The sequence below is a fragment of the Bradyrhizobium sp. CCGUVB4N genome (genome assembly GCF_024199945.1).
Taxonomy (GTDB): domain Bacteria; phylum Pseudomonadota; class Alphaproteobacteria; order Rhizobiales; family Xanthobacteraceae; genus Bradyrhizobium.
On sequence record NZ_JANADP010000001.1, the window covers coordinates 6,207,025 to 6,228,316 of the forward strand.

24 protein-coding genes are annotated in these 21,292 nt (G+C 65.2%); 13 read left to right on the forward strand and 11 right to left on the reverse strand.

The genetic code is table 11. The annotated features are described in order from the left end of the window. On the reverse strand, window positions 1–429 hold the full coding sequence (locus tag NLM31_RS28860) for a YeeE/YedE family protein (protein ID WP_254132544.1): 429 nt from the start codon (window positions 427–429) through the stop codon (window positions 1–3). Window positions 430–597: 168 nt separating this feature from the next. Here NLM31_RS28860 and NLM31_RS28865 point away from each other — a divergent pair, with 168 nt between their 5' ends. Then, a complete protein-coding gene (locus NLM31_RS28865; protein ID WP_254194454.1) occupies window positions 598–1,761 on the forward strand; it encodes a GNAT family N-acetyltransferase in 1,164 nt (387 codons plus the stop codon). A gap of 7 nt (window positions 1,762–1,768) precedes the next feature. On the opposite strand, the gene NLM31_RS28870 is transcribed toward NLM31_RS28865, so the two are convergent. Further along, the gene (locus NLM31_RS28870; protein ID WP_254194455.1) at window positions 1,769–2,434 is read right to left on the reverse strand and encodes a DsbA family oxidoreductase; all 666 of its coding nucleotides are present in this window, start codon (window positions 2,432–2,434) and stop codon (window positions 1,769–1,771) included. A 96-nt stretch (window positions 2,435–2,530) separates the two neighbouring features. Further along, the gene (locus tag NLM31_RS28875) at window positions 2,531–3,352 is read right to left on the reverse strand and encodes a helix-turn-helix domain-containing protein (RefSeq protein WP_254194456.1); all 822 of its coding nucleotides are present in this window, start codon (window positions 3,350–3,352) and stop codon (window positions 2,531–2,533) included. 100 nt (window positions 3,353–3,452) lie between these two features. Between NLM31_RS28875 and NLM31_RS28880 the strand changes: the two genes are divergently transcribed. Continuing rightward, window positions 3,453–3,683, forward strand: coding sequence for a hypothetical protein (locus NLM31_RS28880; protein WP_254196285.1), 231 nt, complete (start codon window positions 3,453–3,455; stop codon window positions 3,681–3,683). Between the two features lie 48 nt (window positions 3,684–3,731). Further along, window positions 3,732–4,130, forward strand: coding sequence for a hypothetical protein (locus NLM31_RS28885; protein WP_254132548.1), 399 nt, complete (start codon window positions 3,732–3,734; stop codon window positions 4,128–4,130). A 107-nt stretch (window positions 4,131–4,237) separates the two neighbouring features. Here the strand turns inward: NLM31_RS28885 and NLM31_RS28890 are convergent, their stop codons facing one another. Further along, the gene (locus NLM31_RS28890; protein WP_254194457.1) at window positions 4,238–4,804 is read right to left on the reverse strand and encodes an SET domain-containing protein; all 567 of its coding nucleotides are present in this window, start codon (window positions 4,802–4,804) and stop codon (window positions 4,238–4,240) included. 191 nt (window positions 4,805–4,995) lie between these two features. Beyond that, a complete protein-coding gene (locus NLM31_RS28895) occupies window positions 4,996–5,721 on the reverse strand; it encodes a TetR/AcrR family transcriptional regulator (RefSeq protein WP_254194458.1) in 726 nt (241 codons plus the stop codon). Between the two features lie 106 nt (window positions 5,722–5,827). Here NLM31_RS28895 and NLM31_RS28900 point away from each other — a divergent pair, with 106 nt between their 5' ends. From NLM31_RS28900 to NLM31_RS28925, 6 genes are all read left to right on the forward strand, one after another. Beyond that, entirely contained in the window at window positions 5,828–7,228 is a 1,401-nt protein-coding gene (locus NLM31_RS28900; protein WP_254132551.1) for a carotenoid oxygenase family protein, read from the forward strand. Window positions 7,229–7,272: 44 nt separating this feature from the next. Continuing rightward, a complete protein-coding gene (locus NLM31_RS28905; protein WP_254194459.1) occupies window positions 7,273–7,755 on the forward strand; it encodes an MAPEG family protein in 483 nt (160 codons plus the stop codon). Window positions 7,756–7,830: 75 nt separating this feature from the next. Continuing rightward, window positions 7,831–8,406, forward strand: a complete 576-nt coding sequence (locus NLM31_RS28910) for a hypothetical protein (RefSeq protein WP_254194460.1) — start codon at window positions 7,831–7,833, stop codon at window positions 8,404–8,406. A 13-nt stretch (window positions 8,407–8,419) separates the two neighbouring features. Continuing rightward, a complete protein-coding gene (locus tag NLM31_RS28915; RefSeq protein WP_254194461.1) occupies window positions 8,420–8,974 on the forward strand; it encodes an inner membrane-spanning protein YciB in 555 nt (184 codons plus the stop codon). A gap of 120 nt (window positions 8,975–9,094) precedes the next feature. Beyond that, complete coding sequence (locus NLM31_RS28920) at window positions 9,095–9,391, forward strand: hypothetical protein (RefSeq protein WP_254132555.1); 297 nt, start codon at window positions 9,095–9,097, stop codon at window positions 9,389–9,391. Between the two features lie 15 nt (window positions 9,392–9,406). Next, a complete protein-coding gene (locus tag NLM31_RS28925; RefSeq protein WP_254194462.1) occupies window positions 9,407–10,327 on the forward strand; it encodes an SH3 domain-containing protein in 921 nt (306 codons plus the stop codon). 42 nt (window positions 10,328–10,369) lie between these two features. On the opposite strand, the gene NLM31_RS28930 is transcribed toward NLM31_RS28925, so the two are convergent. Next, window positions 10,370–12,025, reverse strand: coding sequence for a fumarate hydratase (locus NLM31_RS28930; protein WP_254194463.1), 1,656 nt, complete (start codon window positions 12,023–12,025; stop codon window positions 10,370–10,372). A 248-nt stretch (window positions 12,026–12,273) separates the two neighbouring features. On the opposite strand from NLM31_RS28930, the gene NLM31_RS28935 reads away from it, so the two are divergent. Beyond that, window positions 12,274–12,753, forward strand: a complete 480-nt coding sequence (locus NLM31_RS28935; protein WP_254194464.1) for a hypothetical protein — start codon at window positions 12,274–12,276, stop codon at window positions 12,751–12,753. 205 nt (window positions 12,754–12,958) lie between these two features. After that, window positions 12,959–13,132 carry a hypothetical protein gene (locus tag NLM31_RS28940; RefSeq protein ID WP_254194465.1) on the forward strand — a complete coding sequence of 58 codons (174 nt, stop codon included), beginning with the start codon at window positions 12,959–12,961 and terminating at the stop codon, window positions 13,130–13,132. Here NLM31_RS28940 and NLM31_RS28945 read toward each other — a convergent pair. Next, entirely contained in the window at window positions 13,120–13,323 is a 204-nt protein-coding gene (locus NLM31_RS28945) for a hypothetical protein (protein ID WP_254194466.1), read from the reverse strand. The two genes, NLM31_RS28940 and NLM31_RS28945, sit on opposite strands and share 13 nt — an antisense overlap. 58 nt (window positions 13,324–13,381) lie before the next feature. Here NLM31_RS28945 and NLM31_RS28950 point away from each other — a divergent pair, with 58 nt between their 5' ends. Further along, entirely contained in the window at window positions 13,382–14,491 is a 1,110-nt protein-coding gene (locus tag NLM31_RS28950) for a LuxR C-terminal-related transcriptional regulator (protein WP_254194467.1), read from the forward strand. Window positions 14,492–14,571: 80 nt separating this feature from the next. Further along, window positions 14,572–15,246: an isoprenylcysteine carboxylmethyltransferase family protein gene (locus NLM31_RS28955; protein ID WP_254194468.1), complete on the forward strand. Its 675-nt coding sequence runs from the start codon at window positions 14,572–14,574 to the stop codon at window positions 15,244–15,246. 383 nt (window positions 15,247–15,629) lie between these two features. On the opposite strand, the gene NLM31_RS28960 is transcribed toward NLM31_RS28955, so the two are convergent. From NLM31_RS28960 to cckA, 4 genes are all read right to left on the reverse strand, one after another. Beyond that, on the reverse strand, window positions 15,630–16,337 hold the full coding sequence (locus NLM31_RS28960) for a glutathione S-transferase (protein ID WP_254194469.1): 708 nt from the start codon (window positions 16,335–16,337) through the stop codon (window positions 15,630–15,632). A 216-nt stretch (window positions 16,338–16,553) separates the two neighbouring features. Continuing rightward, window positions 16,554–17,234: a lectin gene (locus NLM31_RS28965; protein WP_254132562.1), complete on the reverse strand. Its 681-nt coding sequence runs from the start codon at window positions 17,232–17,234 to the stop codon at window positions 16,554–16,556. Window positions 17,235–17,380: 146 nt separating this feature from the next. Continuing rightward, window positions 17,381–18,391, reverse strand: a complete 1,011-nt coding sequence (locus NLM31_RS28970) for a Tim44 domain-containing protein (protein WP_254194470.1) — start codon at window positions 18,389–18,391, stop codon at window positions 17,381–17,383. Between the two features lie 213 nt (window positions 18,392–18,604). After that, window positions 18,605–21,187 (reverse strand): cell cycle histidine kinase CckA, encoded by a 2,583-nt coding sequence (gene cckA / locus NLM31_RS28975; protein WP_254194471.1) that lies wholly within the window; start codon window positions 21,185–21,187, stop codon window positions 18,605–18,607. Window positions 21,188–21,292 lie beyond the last annotated feature (105 nt).

A 21,292-nucleotide genomic window follows, 5' to 3' on the forward strand; every position in this document is an offset into this window, starting at 1 on the left:
TCAGCTCCAGTGCCGGATGACGAAGACGGTGGCTGCGGCCGTCACCATGAAGGTGATGGTCGCCACCAGCGAGCGCACCGACAAGCGCGACAGGCCGCAGACGCCATGGCCCGAGGTACAGCCGCTGCCCCACACCGCACCGAACCCGGTGAGCAGCCCTGCGACAATCAGCACCGGCGCTCCCGCGGCAATCGTCTGCGCCGGCAGGCTTCCGGTCACAAGCCGCACCAGCACGGGTGAAGCAATGAGGCCGGCCACGAAGGCGAGCCGGCCGGCGAATTCGCGGTCCTCGTAAGGCGGAAACAACCGCGCCGCGATGCCGCTGACGCCGGCGATCCGCCCCGTCGCCCACATCAGGAGCACGGCGGACAGGCCAATCAGCGCACCGCCCAGGAGCGATGCAATCGGCGTGAAGGACGTGGCGACCATTTTTGTTCTCCGGATCGAGACGGCATCCGCCGGCCGGCCGGATGCTCAATGAGACGTTAACAATACCACTCGAATTGAAGCGGCGTCCCAACGGGATTTTCCAATCTTTGCGCTAAGCATGACCTTGTAACGCAGGGCTTCTGCCCGCGCGAACGGGGACGACTGGACGTGGTCGACATCGCGCATCAGGCTGCGATCAATCCGGCATCGGCGAAGGATGCGACGCCCGCGCTCGTCCCGCTCACGGCGATCGAGCCCGGGCAATGGCGCGCGCTGGCGCAGCGCGCGGTCGAGCCGAACGGCTATTACCTGCCCGCCTGGGAGCTCGCCGTCAGCGCAACCGCGCGCGATCGTGTCGGTGCCTCGGCCCTGTCCGTCTGCGGCGGTTCCTCGACGCGGCTGATCGGGTTGATGCCGGTGGTCTCGCTCTGGCATGCCCTGAAGATCCCCCTGCCCGCGCTGGTGAGCGCACATCCCTATGGCACGCTGTGCAGCCCGCTGATCGATCGCGACGCTTCGCTCGAGGCCGCGACGCGCCTGCTGCAACGCGCGCGCGAGGCCGGCGTGCACGCGCTGGTCCTGCGCGATGTCGCGCTCGACGGCGCTGCGATGGCATCGCTCAGGCAAGCGCTCGGGCAGGCCCGCCTGAAGCCGCGCGTGCTCGCCTCCTACATCCGCGCCAGCCTCGATGCGACACAGGATGGCGACAGGCTGCTGCACGAGGCGCTCGGTGCCAAGAAGCTCAAGGAGCTGCGCCGGCAGCGCCATCGCCTGGAAGAACATGGCGCGATCAGCTTTGACGTTGCGCGCAAGGTGGAGGAGATCAAGCCCGCGCTCGAGACCTTCCTGCAGCTCGAATCCAGCGGCTGGAAGGGCGAGCGCGGCACTGCGTTGATTCAGGACGCGGGCGATGCGACCTTCATCCGCCGCGCCGTCCCCGCGCTTGCCGAGACCGCGCAATGCGAGATCGTCACCCTGCGCGCCGGCACCACCCCCGTGGCCGCCGGCATCGTGCTGCGCCATCAGGACCGCGCCTTCTTCTTCAAGCTCGGCGTCGACGAGCGTTTTTCCAAATATTCGCCCGGCGTACAGCTCACGCTCGATCTGACGCGTCATCTCTGCGCCGATCCCGCCATTGCCAGCGCGGATTCCACCGCGAATGCCGACCATCCCATGATCAACCCGATCTGGCGCGGCCGCTTTGCGATCGGCGACGTGCTGATCCCGCTGCGGCGCAACGATCCGATGGTGGCGCTGATCCATGCAGCGCTAAGCGCGCGCGGCCTGGCGCGCGAAGCGGCGCGCCGCGCGATCCACCTGCTCCGCAAATAAGCGTTCGCTACTCCGCGGCCTGCGCGTTGATCTCCGCCGAGACCTGGCGGATGGCGCGCGCAAGCAGGTTCGGATCCTGCGCGCCGGAGACGGCGTATTTCTGCGCGAACACGTAGGTCGGCACGCCGGAGATGCCCTTCTCGGCAGCCTCCTGCGCGTCGGCCGACACGCGGGCGACATCCTCGTCGGTGGCGAGGCGCTTGCGCACGTCGTCGGCATCGAGGCCGATATCGGCCGCGGCCTGCACCAGCACGTTGACGTCGGTGAGATCGCCGCCGTCGCGGAAATACAGCTCCATCAGCCGCTGCTTCATCTCGGGCGCCTTGCCGATCGCCTCGGCCCAGAGGATCAGGCGGTGGCAATCGGTGGTGTTGGGCTGGCGCGCGACGAGCTCGGGCTTGTAGACGAGACCCTCTTCGCTTGCCGCAGCGACCACGCGGCCGGCGATGCCCTTATAGGCCTCGACCGAACCGAACTTCTGGGTGAGATAGTCCTCGCGGCTGATGCCTTCGCGCGGCACCCAGGGATTGAGGAAGAACGGGCGGAAATTCAGTTTGACCGGAACATCGGGGACGAGCGCGAGCGCGCTCTCGATCCTGTGCTTGCCGATATAGCACCACGGGCACACCACGTCGGAGACGACATCGATCTGGAGCGGTTTCAGCGTGCTCATGAGCGCCTCCTTTGGGCGGCAAGAATTTGGGGCGGTGCGGTTTTGTCGGAAGATAAGCCGAACGCCGCCCGAGGCAAGGGGGACTCGATGAGCGTGCTAGGCCATATTTGCCGCCGTCTGCTTCAGCCACGCCGCGGTCCGCTCGTCGGCCGGAAAGAACGTCTCCAGCGCCAGCTCCGACAGGGTGATATCGACCGGCGTGCCGAACACCATGGTGGTTGAGAAGAAACTTAGTATCCCGCCGTCATGGCGCAGCTTGAAGGGGATCGCGACATTATCGCTCGACAGCGGGCCCGAGCGCGCCGGGATCGGATAGCTCTTGAGGTCGTGGTAGAGCTTGACCAGTTCCGGATCGGCCGTCGCCTCGCATTGCCGGTGCAGGCGCTCGAGCAGATGCGCGCACCATTCCGCGAGATTGACCGTGCGCGGTGCCAGCCCCTCCGGATGAAACGCAAGCCGCAACACGTTGAAAGGCTGGCCCAGCAACCGCTCCGGAACGCCCTGCAGCAGCGGTGCCACCATGCGATTGGCGGTCACCAGATTCCAGTGCCGGTCATAGGCCAGCGCCGGATTGGGCTCATGCGCTCTCAGCACGAGGTCGATGGCCTGCCGGGCTGATTTCAAGGCGGGATCCTCCAGCGAGCGCTGCGGAAAGGCCGGCGCGAAGCCTGCGGCCACCAGCAGCACGTTGCGTTCGCGCAAGGGCACGTCGAGACGCTCGGCCAGCCGCAGCACCATCTCGCGCGAGGGCGCGGCGCGTCCGGTCTCGACGAAGCTGAGATGGCGCGCGGAGATCTCCGCCTCACCGGCGAGATCGAGCTGGCTCATGCGGCGGCGCTGCCGCCATTCGCGCAAATGGTCGCCGATATGGACCGGCTGGCTGGGCTCAGTGCGTGCCGTGGATGCATGTGCGTTCATGGTCGAAAACCTACCACGCGCATTTCAGCTCATCCATTACCCCCGAGGTAATCGAATTGGGCCCCCGACCGGCGCATCTTCCCGAGCACAGGAGATGACCATGATCGCGCTGCTGCTCTACCGCACTCTTGCAGACCACCTTCTTCCCTGGGCGATGACGCTCGCGACCCGGATGCTGGCCCGCAGCCTCAACATGCCGGAGCCGCCGGTGCATTCGACCGGCGACTATGTCGTCGCCCAGGTCACCGCCTTCGAGCACAGCGTCGGCAGGAGCCTCTGCCCGTTCCGCCTCGCCCGCCTGCTCCGTGCCTGGTGGCGCGGACCGCACTGAGTTCACCCCAAGTTCACCCAAAGCCCACCCCAACCAAGGAGTCCGACGATGATTGACGCATCCACCTTCCTGCGCCGTGCCCTGCTCGCCGACGCCGTCTTCAGCGGCGTCGCCGCGCTCGGCTTCACTTTCGGCGCCGGCGCGTTCGCCACGCTGTTCAACCTGCCCGAGGCGCTGTTGCGGGAAACCGGCCTGTTCCTGATCGCCTACACCGCGCTGGTCGGCTGGCTCGCCTCGCGCACGGCGGTGCCGAAGCCACTTGTGCTGCTGGTCGTGGTCGGCAACGCCGCCTGGACCGTAGGCAGCATCGCGCTGCTGTTCTCCGGCGCGGTGTCGCCGAACCTCGGCGGCGAGCTGATGGTCGTCGCGCAGGCGATTGCGACCGGCGTGTTCGCCGAACTGCAATATGTGGGATTGCGGAAGAGCGGGAGTGTGGTGGCGGCGTGACACTCACGTGTCCCGGACGCACAGCGCGGTTAGCGTTGCTGGGCAGCGCCAAAGTGGCGCGGCGTTGCGTTCGGGACACGAGGCCGGCGGCGGCGGTCGAACCGGACCTAGACTTTGCCGCGGCCGACCTTGCCGGCAAAATGCTTGCCGTTCAGCTTTTTCTTTTTCACCGCGGTGGTTTTCGCGCCGGCCTTCTGCGCCTTGCGCTCGGCACGGGCCTTGACCTTGGCGCGTTCGGCACGGACCTCGGCGCGCTGCTTCTTGCGCTTGTTTTCGCAGGAGGGGCACTTGCAGCCGATCGGCTTCAGATAGGCTTTGAAATAGTCGGTGCCGTAGTCGTAGTTGATCTCGTCGCCCGGCTCGATGTTCTTGATGGCGCGGATGAAGACCTTGCGCTCGCGCGGGCGGACGTCCGATTCGGCGTTGGGCCGGCAGGAATGGTTGATGTAGCGGGCGAGGTTCTTGCGCACCGAGCCGTCGATGGTCCAGCGGTTGTTGAGCTCGAACAGATATTTGTTCTCGATGTCGTCCTGCGCAGGGATTCGGCAGTCCAGGATCGGTCCGAAATAACGGATGATCCGGGTGCCTTTCTTGATCGGCATGGTGGCGAAGAGGCCGAGTCCCGTCTTGGAACGGCCGACACGATAGGATTTGCTGGAAGCGGTGACTGGCATGATCGATTGTGACGAGGACGCGAACCAGGCTGCATGAGCCCAAGCGAAGCCGCCCTTCTAGAACGATTCCGCGCCGCTGTCAGGTCTATCGAAAGCGCGTTTCGAACCTTGCCCACAATGAAAGATGTGCAGGGCCGCGAGTTCCGCTGCCCGACAACCAAATGTCGCTAACGTTGCGATCTGCCGCCTGATCAAGAAGCGGACAGCCTGCCCGCCACCGTCGACTTCAGGATCGCTTCCAGCAGCTGCTCGGCCGTCGTGCCATCAGGCAGCCGCTCCAGGATATCCTCGAGCCGACCGTCGAGCAGCAGCATGGTGAAGCCGTGCACCATCGACCAGGCCCTTGCGATCGCAGCGCCCTGCTCGATGGTCAGTGCATCGCCGCTGATCGGCTCCTGCCGCATCGCGCCGATGGCATTGGCCAGACCGGCAAAGGAGGATTCCGCGGCCTCCTGCAGCGAGGGCCTGGAATAGTCGAGCCGCTCGGTGCGAAACATCAGGCCGTACATGCCGGGATGGGCCTGGGCATAGGCGACATAGGCTTTGGGCCGCGCCAGCGCCCGCTCCAGCGGCGAGGTGGCCGCGTCGCAGGCCGACGCCATCGCCGCGTTGAACTGGCGGAAGCCGATCGCGGCGAGCTCGCTGACGAGGCCGGTGAGATCGCCGAAATGATGGGTCGGCGCGGCATGCGAGACGCCCGCCTCGCGCGCCACCGCACGCAGCGTCAGGCCGGCGAGCCCGTCGCGTTCCATCACCCGCTCGGCTGCCTGCAGCAGCGCCTCGCGCAAGGCGCCGTGATGATAGGGCGTCTCGGTCTTCGCGCTCGCCGGACGGCGCGCCGGGCGAGATGCCGGCGATGTCTTTTTCGGGGTGCGCAGGCTTCGCGCGGTTTCGCCCTTGGTGTCGGTCTTGGCCATTTGCAAGCTATATGACGCAATATTGACAGTGTAAAGATTTCACTTGACGGAAGCCGCGCATGGCCTTATGGCATCTTTACGATGTAAAGATAGGGAGGGATACGCCGTGCAGCAGGACGCCGTCACCGAGCGCCGCAACAATATCGCACCGATTCCGTTCGAGGCGGACGCGCCTTTCCTCAAGGTCGTCGGCGAATTGCCGCGCGAGCTGAACGGCACGCTCTACCGCAACGGCCCCAATCCGCAGTTCGAGGTGCCGGGTGCGCACTGGTTCGTCGGCGACGGCATGCTGCATGCCTTTCATCTGGAGAATGGCCGCGCCAGCTACCGCAACCGCTGGGTCCGCACCCCTAAATGGCAGGCTGAGCACGACGCCGGCCGTGCGTTCTTCGGCAAGGGTTTTGGCAGCAGGTTGCCGGACACGCCCGCTCACGTCACGGACGGCGGCGTCGCCAACACCAACATCGTCTTCCATGCCGGCAAGCTGCTCGCACTGGAAGAGGGACATCTGCCGACCGAGATCGAGCCGGGCACGCTGGCCACGCGCGGCTATCACACTTATCAGAACCGCATCGCGGGCGCCTTCACCGCGCATCCGAAGGTCGATCCGGTCACGGGCGAGCTGGTGTTCTTCGGCTACAATGCGGCGGGACCGCTGACACCCGCCCTCTCCTACGGATCGATCGACGCAAGCGGCAAGGTGACGCGCTTCGAGCGTTTCGACACACCCTATGCCAGCATGGTGCACGACTTCATCGTCACCAAAAATCACGTGCTGTTTCCAGTCCTGCCGATCACCGGCAGCATGGAGCGCGCGATGAGCGGCAAGCCACCCTATGCCTGGGAGCCCGAGAAAGGCGCCTATGTCGGCGTCATGAAGCGCAACGGCACGGCAAAGGACATCGTCTGGTTTCGCGGTGAAGCCTGCTACGTCTTCCACGTCATGAATGCGTGGGAAGAGGGAAATCGCATCGTCGCCGACGTCATGCAATTCGAGGAGGCGCCGCTGTTTCCGCATCCCGACGGCTCGCCCATCGAGCGCAAGACGCCATTCGCGCGCCATTGCCGCTGGACCTTCGATCTCGCCGGCAATACCGACCGTTTCCAGCAGACCTATCTCGACGATCTCACTGGAGAGTTCCCGCGCGTCGACGATCGCCGCGCCGGCCTGAAGAGCCGGCACGGCTGGTACGCCTGCGCGCATCCAAAGCAGCCGATGTTCGGCGCGCTGTCCGGCGTCGTGCATGTCGACGGCACCGGCAAGCGGCTCGGGCACTATCAGCTGCCGGCCGGCGACACCATCTCCGAGCCGGTGTTCGTCGAGCGATCGAAGGATGCGGAGGAAGGCGACGGCTGGCTGCTGGCGGTGGTCTGGCGCGCGCGGGAAAACCGCAGCGACCTCGCCGTGTTCAACGCCACCGACATCGAGGCCGGCCCCGCCGCGCTGGTGCAGCTCGGCCATCGCGTGCCCGACGGCTTTCACGGCAATTGGGTGGGAGCGCAGTAGCTCCCTCCCCTGTCGTTGCGGTTGCACCACCAGCGAGGCCTCGCATGCACATGCCCTCGATCACGGCGAACTATCTCGCGATCCTCGCGCTGATCTACGCCGCGCTTGCGCTGCAAGTGATCCGGCTGCGGCGAAACAGCAACGCCCCGTTCAACGATGGCGGCAGTGAAGGCCTGCGCAGCGCGATCCGTGCCCATGGCAATTTCATGGAATACGTTCCGATCATCACGCTGATGGTCGCGTTTCTCGAAATGTCCGGCGCATCGCCCTTGCGCATTCACCTGTTGATGGGTGCGCTGGTGCTGTCGCGGCTGTTGCATCCGCTCGGCATGTACGCGACGCCGGGCTCGCTCAAATTCATGATCTGCCGCGGCGGCAGCATCTTCCTGACCATCGGCCTGCTGATCAGCACCGCGCTGACCATGCTGTCGCGCCTGCCCTGGGCCGCCGTCGCCGACGAGATATCGGATCAAGCCATTGCAACAATTCAGTTTTTACAGGTCATCCATACCATTTTGACACTGTAAAGATTTCGCTTGACCCGGCGCCGGCCCTGAACTATCAATCTTGACATCGTAAAGATTGGTTCGATCGAGGCGACCATGACGATTTTCCTGATCCTTGCCCCCTATGGGGTCTACACCTTCCTGATGATGGTGACGTCGGCCGCGACCAGCGTGTTCGTGGCCTCCGCCATCTGCCTTGCGACCATCGCGATCGACGTGACCCGCGGCCGCTCGGTGAAGATCCTGGCCGCGGGTTCGGCGATCCTGTTCGCCGGCATCGGCCTCACCCTCGTGCTGTTCGATCCGAAGCTTGGCAGCCTCGGCGTCAAGCTCTCGGTCGATATCGGCATCTTCGTCATCTCACTCGGCTCGATGCTGGCGCGCCGGCCGTTCACGCTGCAATACGCGATCGAATCCGTGCCGGCCGAGACCGCGGCGATGCCCGGCTTCCTCACCGCCAATTACATCATCACCGGCGCGTGGACCGTCGCGGCGCTGCTGATGATGGCCGCCAACATCGTGCTGCTCTACTTCCCGGGCCTGCCGGTTTGGCTCGGCCTTGCAGTTGCCTTCGCCGCCCGCAACAGCGCGATCTACTTCACCAAATGGTATCCCGAATATCGCCAGATCAAGTATGGTGCGCCCGCCGGCGCGCTGACCGACGCGCAGTGAGACAGGACCGACCATGAAGGACGTATTCGCCCGCCTCGCCTCCGACTTCCTCTCGGCCATCGTCTTCCTGGTGATCTACCTCGTCACCGACAACGTCATCCTCGCGACATCGGTCGCGATTGCCGGCGCGATCGCACAAGTTGTCTATGCCCGCATCAAGGGGCGCGAGCTCGGCTACATGACCTATGCGAGCGTCGCGCTCGTCATCGTGCTCGGCACCGTCACGCTGCTGACCAACGATCCCCGCTTCATGCTGGCCAAGCCTGCGATCGCGCATTTCGCGATCGGCGCGATCATGCTCAAGCGCGGCTGGATGCTGCGCTACATGCCGCCGATCGTGGTCGAGACCGCGCCGGAATACGTCACCGCCGCGGGCTATGCCTGGGCCGCGCTGATGTTCGTCCTCGGCGCCGGCACGATCGCGGTCGCCGCCACCGGCGATCTGAAGCTGTGGGCGTTCTACATCTCGGCGGTCGCAGGTGGCGCCAAGGCCCTCGCCTTTGCCGTGCAGTACGTGGTGTTCAGGCTCGTCGTCACCAGCCGCCGACGCGCCGCCGCCCGCGCCTGAATGCCGCCCCAAGAAGCGTTGAAGGCACGTTAGGCGCGCGAGCCAAGTTGCGCTATACGCTCGACCCAGGACTGGTTGCGGATCATCGCAGCCCGCCGGGACAATGTTCGGGAGACGCGAATGGCCGTGGACGGCAACTGGAATCTGACCATGACGACGCCGATGGGCGAGCGCCAGGCGACGCTGAGCCTGAAGGAAGCGGGCGGCACGCTCACGGGCACGCAGGGCGCGGAAGGCAATACCGCCGAGATCTTCGACGGCACCGTCAGCGGCGACGCCGTCAACTGGAAGGTCTCCATCACCAATCCCATGCCATTGACGCTCGAGTTCATAGGCAAGGTTTCCGGCGACAGCATGAGCGGCGAGATGGGCATCGGCCCGATGGGCAGCTTCCCGTTCACCGGCGCGCGCGCGTAAGCCCGCGCGGCATTCATGCGTGCCCTCCATCGTATCGCGGCAGTGATCCTGTGTGTCGCGGCACAAGCGGCGCGTGCGGATGACACTCAACCGGCGTGGCGCGCAAGCGCGCTCGCCATGGTGCCGGCAGGCTACGTTGCCGGCACCGCCTACAAGACCGAAGGTTCGACCGGCTATCTCGCCGTCTATCCTGCATCGTCGAACGATCCGAAGACACCGGCAAGCGTGTTCGCCGCGCGCCAGGCCCTCGTCGTCACGCTGACGCCGGATGCAACGCGTGCACTGTCAGCCGAACTGAAGCCGCGTGCCGCGCCGGATCCTGACAACGACGACACCGATTTCGCAAAATTGCACGCCGATCTCGCCGCCAACCGGGCAACGCTGCCCGAAGGTACCGAGCCCTGCGATCTCGGCGCCTGGTCGATCGACAAGGATCCGAACGGCCTCAACGTCCGCGCCGAGCCTTCAGCGAAGGCGCGCGTGCTCGGGACCCTGCCGCCGCCCTACCGGCTCAAGCTTGGCGGCGCCGAGAACACGCCCGATGGCGGCTGGCTCACCGAATTCCGCATCATCGGCTTTAGGGACGGCTGGTTCCTGATCGAAGGCGCGAGGCCACCCGGCAAGGATTACGAGGACGAGAAGCGGTATCCGCAGAGCGCGCCGAAGCCTTACGCCGGCCGCGGCTGGGTCGCTTCCAACAAAGTCGGCGCGTCCTACGCCAATGGCGCGACGCGCATGGGCGGCCTGTTTCAGGCGCCCTTCGTCGATGCCAAATGGATGCCTGCCCAGCGCGAGCTCGGCGGCGCGATCGACACCGACGGCGGGCCGAAGCGCATCTTTGCGTGCAGCGGCCTCTGGGGGCTGGTCGAGAGCGAGGACGGCGTCCGCGGCTGGTGGCGCGCGCTGTGTTCCAACCAGGTCACGAATTGCAGTTAGCTTTTTTACCTCTCCCCGCAAGCGGGGAGAGGTGAAAGCAGGCTAGCCCAGATTCAATTCCTTGAAGAAGTCGTTCCCCTTGTCATCGATGATGATGAAGGCCGGGAAGTCGACGACTTCGATGCGCCAGATCGCTTCCATGCCGAGTTCGGGATATTCGAGCACCTCGACCTTCTTGATGCAGTGCTCGGCGAGGTTTGCCGCCGCACCGCCGATCGAGCCGAGATAGAAGCCGCCATATTTCTTGCAGGCCTCGCACACGGCAGGCGCGCGATTGCCCTTGGCCACCATCACCATCGAGCCGCCCGCGGCCTGGAACTGGTCGACGAAGGAGTCCATGCGGCCCGCCGTGGTCGGACCGAACGCGCCGGAGGCGTAGCCCTCGGGCGTCTTGGCGGGACCGGCGTAATAGACCGGATGGTTCTTGAAATAATCCGGCAGCGGCTCGCCCTTCTCCAGCCGCTCGCGCAGCTTCGCATGGGCGCTATCGCGCGCGACGATCATGGTGCCGGTCATCGAGACCCGGGTCTTGATCGGGTTCTTGGAGAACGTCGCAAGGATGTCCTTCATAGGCTGGTTGAGATCGATCTTGACGACCTCGCCGCCGAGCGACTCCTCGACCTGCGGCAGATATTGCGCGGGGTTGTGCTCGAGCTCCTCGAGATAGACGCCGTCCTTGGTGATCTTGCCGAGCACCTGGCGGTCGGCCGAGCAGGACACGCCGAGCCCGATCGGCAGCGAGGCGCCGTGGCGCGGCATCCGGATCACGCGCACGTCGTGGCAGAAATATTTTCCGCCGAACTGCGCGCCGACGCCGAGCGACTGCGTCATCTTGTGGATTTCCTTCTCCATCTCGACGTCGCGGAAGGCGTTGCCGTCGGGCGAGCCGTGAGTCGGCAGCGCATCGAGATAGCGCGCCGACGCCAGCTTCACCGTCTTCATGCAGAGCTCGGCCGAGGTGCCGCCGATCACGATGGCAAGGTGATAAGGCGGGCACGCGGCGGTGCCCAGCGTCAGGATCTTCTCCTTCAGGAAGGCGAGCAGCCGGTCCTTGGTCAGGACGGACGGCGTGGCCTGGAACAGAAAGCTCTTGTTGGCGGAGCCGCCGCCCTTGGCCATGAACATGAACTTGTAGGCGTCGTCGCCCTCGGCGTAGATCTCGCACTGCGCCGGCATGTTGTTGGCGGTGTTCTTCTCCTCGTACATCGAGAGCGGCGCGACCTGTGAGTAGCGCAGATTGCGGCGCAAATAGGCATCGCGCGCGCCTTCCGACAGCGCCGCTTCGTCGTCACCGTCGGTGATGACGTTGCAGCCCTTCTTGCCCATGATGATGGCGGTGCCGGTGTCCTGGCACATCGGCAGCACGCCGCCGGCGGCGATGTTGGCATTCTTCAGAAAATCCAGCGCCACGAACTTGTCGTTCGGGCTCGCCTCGCCGTCCTCCAGGATCGCGCGGAGCTGCTTCAGATGGCCCGGGCGCAGATAATGGTTGATGTCGCCGAAAGCCGCCTCCGACAGCGCCCGCAGCGCCTCACGCGACACCACCAGCATGTCCTTGCCCAGGACCTTCTCGACCCGGACGCCCTCGGCCGTGATCTTCTTGTAGGGCGTCTCGTCCTTGCCCAGCGGGAACAGCGGGGTGTGCTTGTAGGGCGGGACGGGTTTTGAGGCGTCGGGGAAGGCGGTGGGAGCGTTCATGGGGGCAATCTCGGGGTTCTGGAGCCCTCGCGGGCCTCTAAGCATAGAAGCGTTCTAAGCTTTTTTGCCGCAAAGGGAAGGCGTTCCGGCGCGGCCGGGGCATCCGGATTCGGGGCCATTGCGGCCATTTTCCTACCCCCTCCTTCGATCAGAGGGGGGTCGTAGTTGTGCCCAATCAAGCCGGGTTGCACCCCTTGCGCTTCGCGCGCGGCGACGGTTGAATGCGCGCGCTCAAGGGGCTTTTCATCATGATTTTCAAACTGCACGTCCGCGGCGCGATTGTGGTCGCCGCCGCAATCATCGGCCTTGTGACCCTCGCCGCGCCTGCGCGCGCGGACCAGTGCGACGACATCGCAAAGCAGCTCGCCGGCGGCATCGACGGGCTGAAGGTGAACTTCAAGGCCGCCAATATCATCTACCTCACCCACCCGGCAGCGAAGGAGCTGTCGCTCGGTTGCCGGTCGCAGGGACAGACCTATTCCAACGAGCTCTATGCCAAGGGCGACCGCAAGCCGACGCCGCAATTCTATGATCTGGTGGCGTCCGCGGCCGCGATCATCTTCACGGTGACGAAGGACGACACCACGACCGGCGCGACGCGCTGCCTGAAGCGCATGGGCCTGTTGCGCGGCGACAAGGTGACGATGCGCTACAAGCGCCTCAACATGGAATGCACGCGCACCAAGACGGAAGCCGCGATCACGATCACGCGGCCGAAGGACGAGTAGGCCGAGCTGCTCTCACCGCAGTCGCGACACGCATGTGTCGCTTCGCAAGCGGCCACAGACTCCGACATTGCGAGCGCAGTGTGATGTCGGGCGCGAAAACGCCTTCCTTTTCGCACCAGATCCCTCACATTTTAACAATTGGCTTGACGGAGCTTTCGTCCCTCACAGGGCAGGGTCAATTGTTTCAATCTGTGAGGATTTGTGGATGAGCGTTTCCAGTGTTGCGCCGCCGCCTGTGACGATCGTGGTCCCGAGCTACGACACGACCAAGGAGCCGGACGACCAGACCAAGACCAAGGACAACGACCCGACCTATCAACCGACGCCGCCCGCGCCGCTGCCGCCGGGCCAGGGCACGCGGATCGATCAGCTCGCCTGATCCGGCTTGCCTGCGATGGATCGCCCGGTCCGGTTGACCGGGCCTTTCGCGCGTCCGGATTTGCCGGATAGCGCGGCCTCTCCTTGTTTGATCTCACACATCGCGAAGCGAGCCCGCCGGGCCGCGCCGCCGGCCTCGGGCGTGATTGTTCCCAGCCCTGAAGTGTGATCCGGCTCATCAAATTTCCACATCCGGCGTGCTCATGTGCGAGGCCGAACGAGTCCATCCACGCGTTCATGGGACACGCCAATGGAACTGAATGACGAGCTGCTCTCGCTGGTGGGGAACATCTACGACGCAGCGCTCGACGATTCCCGGTGGACGACGACGCTTGCCAGTATCGTCGAACTCGCGGGCGGCCAGGGCGGTGGCCTCGTCCGGATCGGGGCTCGCGGCGAGGCCGTGATCTCGCATGCCGTCGGTGTCGATCTCGCCTATGTTCGATCCTATATCGAAACCTACGAGCCGTTCGATCCGTCGCGCGCGGTGCTCCACGCGCCGGTCGGTCAGATCCAGACCATCGGGGACTGGATCGACGTCGACGAATTCCGAAAGACGATGTTCTACAACGAATGGACACGGCCGCAGGGTCTCGAGGACGCTGCCAACATCCTGCTCGACAAGTCCAGCGATGGAATATCCCGCCTCTCGATCATGAAGGCCGGCGGTCCTGTCGATCGCAAGATGTATCGGGTGATCTCTCACCTCACCCCGCACATGCAGCGGGCGATGCACATCCGGCAGAAGCTGCAACAGCAGAACGCATTGGAGGCGACGTCGGCCCGCACGCTCGATGCCTTGCGAGCCGCCATCCTGCTGCTTGATGCCAACGGTCACATCACGCACTCCAACGCGAGCGCGCAGGAGATTCTGGACGAAGCCGACGTGCTTCGTTCGGTCCATGGCCGGCTCGTGACGTCCGACCTGAATGCGGATCGCATGCTGCGGCAGGCTCTGGCGGGCACGGCTCTCGGCGACCGGGCGGGCCTCTCGCTGCATCTGGCGGCCCGCGACGGATCGCATTATGTGGGGCATCTCGTGGCGCTGACCGCCGGGCGCCGCAAAACATTCGGCGCCGGCTACGAGGCCTGTGCCGTCCTGTTCGTCAGCAAAGCGGCGATCGATACGATCGTTGCACCCGACCTCATCCGCAAGCTCTTCAAGCTGACGCCGGCCGAGTTGCGCGTGTTCCTGTCCATCGTCGAGGTCGGCGGTGTCCCAGACGTTGCCAAAAGCATGGGCGTCGCCGATACGACGATCAAGACCCACCTCGCCAGGATCTTCACGAAGACCGGAACCAAACGGCAGGCCGATCTGGTGCGGCTCGTGGCGGCCTTTACACCGCCCATCAAGATCTGACGCCAACGCCGTCGCGCCGGCCGCTTGTCGGCCGGAAGCGTGCTATCAATGGCCCGGCGCGTGATGGAGGCAGATCGAACATGATCGCACGCCTGTTGTTACAGAACACCGTCCTCACCGCCGGAATGGGCGCGCTGCTGTTCGCTGCCGCCGGCACGCTGCATTGGCCCGGCGCGTGGGTATTTCTCGTCACCTCCGTCCTGCTCGGCCCGCTCTGCGGCTGGTGGCTCTACCGGATCGATCCGGCGCTTCTGGCCGAACGTCTGCGCCCGGTTCTTCAGAGAGACCAGCCGGCTGCCGACAAGGTCTTCATGGTCGCGTTCGTCGTGGCGATGCTGGGCTGGCTCGTCGTGATGGGGCTCGACCGTCGTCATGTTGCATCCCACATGACCATCGCATGGCAGGTGCTCGGCTTCGTGCTGTTCCTCGCCTCGACCCTGTTCACGCTATGGGTCTTTCGCGAGAATTCGTTCGCCGCCCCCGTGGTGAAGCTGCAGACCGAACGTGCGCAGCGCGTGATCTCGACAGGTCCCTACGCCCATGTCCGCCATCCCATGTACAGCGGCATGATTCTGTTCTTTGCCAGCGTGCCGCTGATCCTCGGCTCGTTGTGGGGATTGGCGATCGCGCCGCTCTTCCTGGCGTTGCTTGCGGTCCGCATCCGCATCGAGGAGCGCACGCTGATCGCGGGCCTCGCCGGCTATGCCGACTATGCGGCACGCGTGCGCTACCGCGTGCTGCCCGGACTGTGGTGAGCGCGCGTCACATCGGCGCCTCCTGAAAAGACCTGCGCGTCCTCCGATCGACTGACGCCGTGGCGAATGGACCTCGCTAGAGAAGGCTCGCACCTGCACGCGATTCCGATCCGGATGCGCAACGCGAGAGGCGATGATGTTCTGCAAGCCCCCCTGCCCCGACGAGCATGATCTCTATCCCGTTCCCGATCGCTCGGACGGTCGATCCGGTCCCGAGCGCGCGCAGCCAGTCGGGAGCCATCCCGCCTTTGGGCGACCGATCGCGCCCGAAGCGGCCGGTCCGGAACGGGAGCTGCCGCCAGCCTCCGTCCGGACCGGCTAAAGCTTCTTGCTTTGACGCGTTGTCTTCACGCGAACCGGTACCCACTTCGCTCGAAAACGCTCTAATAATCCAACTCGCGGTAGCGCCGGAAGATGCCCTGCTCGTTGAACGGAATCCGGCGCTCGCTTGCGAGATAGGCCTTGATATTCGGCCGCGCTGCAATCCGGTCGTGCAGACCAACGAGGCCGGAGATATTCTTCTCGAACGCCTTCATGCGCTTCGGGAAGGCATAGCGCAGGCCGGCGACAATCTGGAACAGTGAGAGATCGACGTAAGTCAGGCGCCGACCGGTGACATAGGCGCCGCCATTGTCGTCGAGAAGCTGCTCGAAATAGTCCAGATATTTCGGCACGCGTTCGTCCCAGAATTCGGCGGTGCGTTTCTTCGCCGGCGGCTTCTGGTCCTCATAGTACAGCGAAGGCCCGAGCGGATGATGGGTGTCGTGGATCTCGACCACGAAGTCGGTAATGGTGAGCTGAAGCTGGTGTACCCAGAGTTGTCCTGCTTCCGTCTTCGGCGCGAGAGCGTGCCGGGCGCCGAGATAGAGCAGGATGTTGGCGGTCTGGCCGATGACGAGCTTGCCCGCTTTCAGAAACGGCGGCGCAAAGGGCGGCGTGCCCTTGTGCGCCTCCATCATCTTCATCATCGCGGCCGAGCCACGCGGGCCGCGTGCGACGTCGTCATAAGCCGCCCCCGCCTCCTCCAGCGCCAGCCGCACATATTCACCGCGGCCCTGGATCTCGGGCCAGTAGTAGAGCTCGTATTTCATGAGACAGTCCTTTGAGACGCGCGCAGGAAAGCCTAGCACGCGACGCAAGTTCCGTCGTCGTGAGCGTCCCATTGGCCCCACACGTCATTGCGAGCGCAAGCGAAGCAATCCAGACTGTCACCGCGGAGGGACTCTGGATTGCTTCACGGAGCCTGTCATCGGGCCGCGCTTCGCGCGGACCCGGTGGCTCGCAATGACGGAGGAGAGCTCAGTCGCTCAGTTCGCCGCAAAACAATACAGCAGGCCGTCGCCGCCGGTGGTCTTCAGATCGGCCTGCGAGCAGCCGCCATCGGGGCCGCGCGAAGGGTGAGAGCTGTTCCAGGACTTTGACGGCTCGTCGTCGCGCAGGCCTTGACGGTCGACATGACCGAGCATCGCCGCGCCTTGCGTGCTCGACGTCCAGTTCTTGCAGGTCTTGTCCTCACCCGCGGCAAAGGCGGTACCGTCGGCCTGCGATCCCGTAAGGATGTCATGCCGGTTCGGCGTGTCGCCGCGGCCGTTGATGACCTCGCCCTTCTCGCTGAGCGCGGTCTGCTTGGTGAGATTGTTGGCCGCGCTGTGCAGGTCGGCAACGTCCTTGGCGACCACCACGCCCTTGGCGTTCTGCCACGGTCCCTTGCCGATGCGGTCTTTTGCGTTGACGGCGGGCTTGCCGTCGGCCGCTTGCGTCGAGAGATAGGCGTGCCAGGTTTTTGCAGTGGCGCCGCCGGCCTGCGCCAGCTTCTGGCACTGCGCATCGGCGCCATCGAGGCCGCCGAGATCGGCGCCCTTGCCCGGACCGTTGGAAGTCACGAAGAACGTCATGCCGGCCGACTGCGCCTGCGCCGATGGCGTCGCAAGCAAGGCTGCAGCGAGCGCGAGGCCTGACACCGTCACGGATCTTGCGATGCGGATCATCCTGTCCTCCCAGTTGTATTTGTATTTAGCCACCTGATGTCAACCCGACGCGCGCCCGCTTATTCCGATGCCGCGATGCGAGACGTCCAAAAGAAAAAGGCGCCGTGCCGGAAGCACGACGCCTCGGTTTCTCATGTCGAGCGCGATCAGTTGGTCTGCTGGATCGCCGACAATTCCCAGGCGCTGCCGGGGCGGCGAGCAAACGTCCAGACTTCAGTGACTTCGCCCGGCTGCTCGCTGCCGGCGACGATCGCGCCGGTGTTGCGGTCGACCGTCTTGTCGGTGAGCGCGAAGCGCATCGCCACCGTCGCGTAGTCGGTCTCGCCTTCGCGCCAGGCTTCCGCGAGGTCGCCCTGCAACAGCTTGACGTTGGTCACCTTGTTGACGGCATTGCGCGCGCGGTTCTCTGCGAGATCCCTCTCGAAATAAGAGACCATCTCCGGGGTCGCGAGCGTGTGCAGCTTTGCAACGTCCTCGTTCGACCAGGCCGCCTGGATATCGCCAAGCAGACGCTCGAATGCTTCGTAATCGTCCGGCTTGATCTCGAGCGGCGCGTTGTTGGCGCCGAAGCCGAAGCCGCCGCCAAGACCTGAGCCAAGACCACTGCCGAGGCCGCTGCGATAGTTCGTCTGCGGTCCCTGACCGGCGCTGCCGTCAGCGCCGGCATAGGCCGCCTGCGGCGCGTTGCGGCGCTGCCACCAGGACATCGCCAGCCGCACCACGAACACGACGAGCACGATCTGGATGATCAGACCCAGGATCGATGAGAGCCCGCCGAGGCCGCCGAACAGGCCACCGCCGAACAGCATGCCCAGAAGGCCTGCGCCGAGGAAGCCGGCCGCAAGACCACCCAGGAAGCCGCCGCCGCGGCCGAACAGGCCACCGCGCGCGGGCGCAGCCGTGTTCATGCCGGCGCCCGGCTGGCTGTAGGTGCGGTTGAATTGCGAGGTTGAGCCCGGCGAGGTCGTAGTCGACGGCGGGGCCGAGAAGGTCCGCGAACCGCGCGAACCCGACGAGACGCCGCCGCCAACGCGGGCGTCAGCGGAGGAGATCGCAAGCGCCGTCGGCAGCGCGAGCGCCAGAACGACGGCAATCGTCTTCACCAGACTGCGGGACCATTGCGAGAAATTCATGTTCGTTTCCCAAATCCCCGGCATGGGGAAGCGCTCCTAAGATGGGCAGCCTTCTACAAAAAGGAAGCCGGTTTCGGAACCCCCGGCTGCGGCCCTCAGTCGCGGGGATGTGGCAAAAGCCCATATTTGCCGGGGAGTTGGCCGAATGCGGGAGGGAACTGTGGTCGCGGATTACCGGCGGGTTCAATGCGATATCCGCGATGTCGTCCTGGCAAAAGCCAGGACGACAGCTGAGCCTCACCCCTGCTTCGTCATCGTCTCCTTCACCGCCGCCACGAGCTGGCTGAGCGTGAACGGCTTTGGCAGGAAGTCGAACTGCTGGCCCTCGGGCAGGCTCTTCTCGAAGGCATCCTCGGCGTAGCCGGAGACGAAGATGAAGCGAATGTCGGGGTTCTTCTCCCGCATCGCCTTGAGCAGCGTCGGCCCATCCATCTCCGGCATCACCACGTCGGAGACGACGAGATCGATGCCGCCGCTCTGCTCCTCCAGCACCTCCATGGCCTCGACGCCGTTCTCGGCTTCGACGACGGTGTAGCCGCGCGAGCGCAGGCCGCGTGCGTTCAGCGCGCGCAGACCCTCTTCGTCCTCGACCAGCAGGATGGTGCCCTGCCCCGTGAGATCGGTGCGCGGCTTCGCCTCCGCGGCTGCAGGTGCAGCTTCCTTCGCAGCACCATTGGTCGCGGCAACCGCCGCGGGCTGCTCGACCTGCACTTCCGGCTCGGCGTGATGGCGCGGCAGGAAGATGTGGAACGAGGTGCCCTGACCCGGCTCGGAATCGACGTAGATGAAGCCGCCGGTCTGCTTGACGATGCCGTAGACGGTGGACAGCCCGAGGCCGGTGCCCTTGCCCACTTCCTTGGTCGAGAAGAACGGCTCGAAAATCTTGTCGCGGATGTCGGCGGGGATACCGGTGCCGGTGTCGGCGACCTCGATCCGCACATAGTCCGCCGCCGGCATGCCCTTGTAGGCGAGCTTGCCTGCCTCGTCGGTCGCGACATTGGCGGTGCGGATGATCAGCTTGCCGCCGTCGGGCATAGCGTCGCGCGCGTTCACCGCGAGATTGACGATGACCTGCTCGAACTGGGAGACGTCGACCTTGACCGGCCAGAGATCGCGACCGTGGATCAGGTCGAGCTTGACCTTCTCGCCGATCAGCCGGCGCAGCAGCATGGTGAGATCGGACAAGGCATCGCCGAGATCGAGCACCTGCGGCCGCAGCGTCTGTCGCCGCGAGAATGCGAGCAGCTGACGCACCAGGGTCGCAGCCCGCGTCGCGTTCTGCTTGATCTGCATGATGTCCTGGAACGACGGGTCGGTCGGCTTGTGCGCGTTCAGCAGGAAGTCGTTCGCCATCATGATGGCGGACAGCACGTTGTTGAAGTCGTGAGCGATGCCGCCGGCGAGCTGGCCGACCGTCTCCATCTTCTGCGACTGGTTGATCTGGTTCTCCAGCGCGCGCCGCTCGGTGGTCTCGAGCATGTGCACGATCGCGGCTTCGGCGTCGTTCTCGGCCGCATCGACCGGCGTGACGAAGAACTGGCCCCAGCGCTCCTTGGTCCCCTCCAGCGCCACCTCGACCGGCGCGATGTCGGCCTGGTTTTCGGCGGCCTGATTGATGGCTGCAATCAAAAGGTGGCGGTCGCGCGCGTTGACGGCGCGGAAGATCGACTTGCTGGCGCTGTCGAGCCCGAGGCCCTGCGCGAGCTTGGCGTAGCGCGCGTTCGCCCGCACGACGTTGCCGCCGCGCTCGACGGTGGCGATCGCCATCGGGGTGTGGTCGAAGAAGCGCATGAAGCGCACTTCGGCGGCACGATCGGGATCACTGCGCTCGTCGCGTGCCCGGCTGATGACGAGCGTGCGTGACGGCCCCGGCGCGCCATCGGCACCGAAGGCGAGCTTGTGATAGAGCCGGACCGGCATCGTCTTGCCGGTGCGCATGCGCAAATCGATGTCGAAGACTTCGGTCTTCACTTCGCCCGGCACCGCCACGATCGCGCTCAGCAGCGAAGCGCCGTCGCCGGAGACGATGTCGGCGAGCTTCAAGCCGCCCGAGCCGATCTCGGCGAGATCATAGTCGAGCCAGTTCGCCAGCGTCGCATTGACATAAGCGAGCTCGCCGGCGGGATTGACCGAGAAGAAGCCGCACGGCGCGTGATCGAGATACTCGATCGCGTGCTGAAGCTCCTGGAACACGTCCTCCTGGCGTTCGCGGTCGCGGGTGATGTCAGCGATCGACCACACCGCATATTTGGCTTCGCGCTTCCCGGTGCCGAGCGGACGCACGCGCATGCGCAACCAGCGCCCATGGCTGCCGTCCTGGCCGGAAATGCGCACTTCTTCCTGCTGTCGTTTTCCTTCGCGCGCCGCTTTGAGCAGGCGGAACACGGCTTCCGAAACGTCGGGATTGCCGATGAAGACGCGCTCGACCGGCCGCACGTCCTGCGGGCCGGAGGCGCCGGTCAGCGTCAGATAGGCCGCGTTGGAATAGACCACATGGCCGCGCGGATCGGTCACCGCGAGGCCGTCGAAGGCGTGATCGGCGATGCGGCCCATCACGGGATCGTCGAGGCTGCGATCGACGAAGCGGATGATGCCGGCGGCGAAGGCGAACAGATTGAACAGGCCGATCATCGCCAGCACGGCGAGGATGCCGAGGATATAGGGCTGCGCCTGCGCGCGCCCGAGCGTCATCAACCCGATGGCGACCGCGACAAGGCCGGCGGCCACCAGGAGCACCAGCACAATGCTGCCCGAGCGCGGCGACGGCTCATGCGCCGCAACGGGCTCGCGTGACAGGTCGTGGTCGGTCTCGGCGGTCATTTCACGCTTGTGCAGCCTGTCGGCAGAGAATCAGCGCGCTACGCGGCGCGTGGGGTCCTCCCTGCCTGAATTGGACCCGCGGACGCAAGGGCGGCAGGGGCGAAA

Excerpts from the sequence above, each read along its gene's own strand:
- NLM31_RS28960 (WP_254194469.1), bottom strand. The coding sequence starts at position 16,337 with ATGAAATACGAGCTCTACTACTGGCCCGAGATCCAGGGCCGCGGTGAA.
- NLM31_RS28925 (WP_254194462.1), top strand. The coding sequence starts at position 9,407 with ATGCGTGCCCTCCATCGTATCGCGGCAGTGATCCTGTGTGTCGCGGCA.
- NLM31_RS28870 (WP_254194455.1), bottom strand. The coding sequence starts at position 2,434 with ATGAGCACGCTGAAACCGCTCCAGATCGATGTCGTCTCCGACGTGGTG.
- NLM31_RS28935 (WP_254194464.1), top strand. The coding sequence starts at position 12,274 with ATGATTTTCAAACTGCACGTCCGCGGCGCGATTGTGGTCGCCGCCGCA.
- NLM31_RS28890 (WP_254194457.1), bottom strand. The coding sequence starts at position 4,804 with ATGCCAGTCACCGCTTCCAGCAAATCCTATCGTGTCGGCCGTTCCAAG.
- NLM31_RS28945 (WP_254194466.1), bottom strand. The coding sequence starts at position 13,323 with ATGTGGAAATTTGATGAGCCGGATCACACTTCAGGGCTGGGAACAATC.
- NLM31_RS28860 (WP_254132544.1), bottom strand. The coding sequence starts at position 429 with ATGGTCGCCACGTCCTTCACGCCGATTGCATCGCTCCTGGGCGGTGCG.
- NLM31_RS28875 (WP_254194456.1), bottom strand. The coding sequence starts at position 3,352 with ATGAACGCACATGCATCCACGGCACGCACTGAGCCCAGCCAGCCGGTC.
- NLM31_RS28965 (WP_254132562.1), bottom strand. The coding sequence starts at position 17,234 with ATGATCCGCATCGCAAGATCCGTGACGGTGTCAGGCCTCGCGCTCGCT.
- NLM31_RS28920 (WP_254132555.1), top strand. The coding sequence starts at position 9,095 with ATGGCCGTGGACGGCAACTGGAATCTGACCATGACGACGCCGATGGGC.
- NLM31_RS28880 (WP_254196285.1), top strand. The coding sequence starts at position 3,453 with ATGATCGCGCTGCTGCTCTACCGCACTCTTGCAGACCACCTTCTTCCC.
- NLM31_RS28970 (WP_254194470.1), bottom strand. The coding sequence starts at position 18,391 with ATGCCGGGGATTTGGGAAACGAACATGAATTTCTCGCAATGGTCCCGC.
- NLM31_RS28955 (WP_254194468.1), top strand. The coding sequence starts at position 14,572 with ATGATCGCACGCCTGTTGTTACAGAACACCGTCCTCACCGCCGGAATG.
- NLM31_RS28910 (WP_254194460.1), top strand. The coding sequence starts at position 7,831 with ATGACGATTTTCCTGATCCTTGCCCCCTATGGGGTCTACACCTTCCTG.
- NLM31_RS28915 (WP_254194461.1), top strand. The coding sequence starts at position 8,420 with ATGAAGGACGTATTCGCCCGCCTCGCCTCCGACTTCCTCTCGGCCATC.
- cckA (WP_254194471.1), bottom strand. The coding sequence starts at position 21,187 with ATGACCGCCGAGACCGACCACGACCTGTCACGCGAGCCCGTTGCGGCG.
- NLM31_RS28950 (WP_254194467.1), top strand. The coding sequence starts at position 13,382 with ATGGAACTGAATGACGAGCTGCTCTCGCTGGTGGGGAACATCTACGAC.
- NLM31_RS28930 (WP_254194463.1), bottom strand. The coding sequence starts at position 12,025 with ATGAACGCTCCCACCGCCTTCCCCGACGCCTCAAAACCCGTCCCGCCC.
- NLM31_RS28885 (WP_254132548.1), top strand. The coding sequence starts at position 3,732 with ATGATTGACGCATCCACCTTCCTGCGCCGTGCCCTGCTCGCCGACGCC.
- NLM31_RS28905 (WP_254194459.1), top strand. The coding sequence starts at position 7,273 with ATGCACATGCCCTCGATCACGGCGAACTATCTCGCGATCCTCGCGCTG.
- NLM31_RS28895 (WP_254194458.1), bottom strand. The coding sequence starts at position 5,721 with ATGGCCAAGACCGACACCAAGGGCGAAACCGCGCGAAGCCTGCGCACC.
- NLM31_RS28940 (WP_254194465.1), top strand. The coding sequence starts at position 12,959 with ATGAGCGTTTCCAGTGTTGCGCCGCCGCCTGTGACGATCGTGGTCCCG.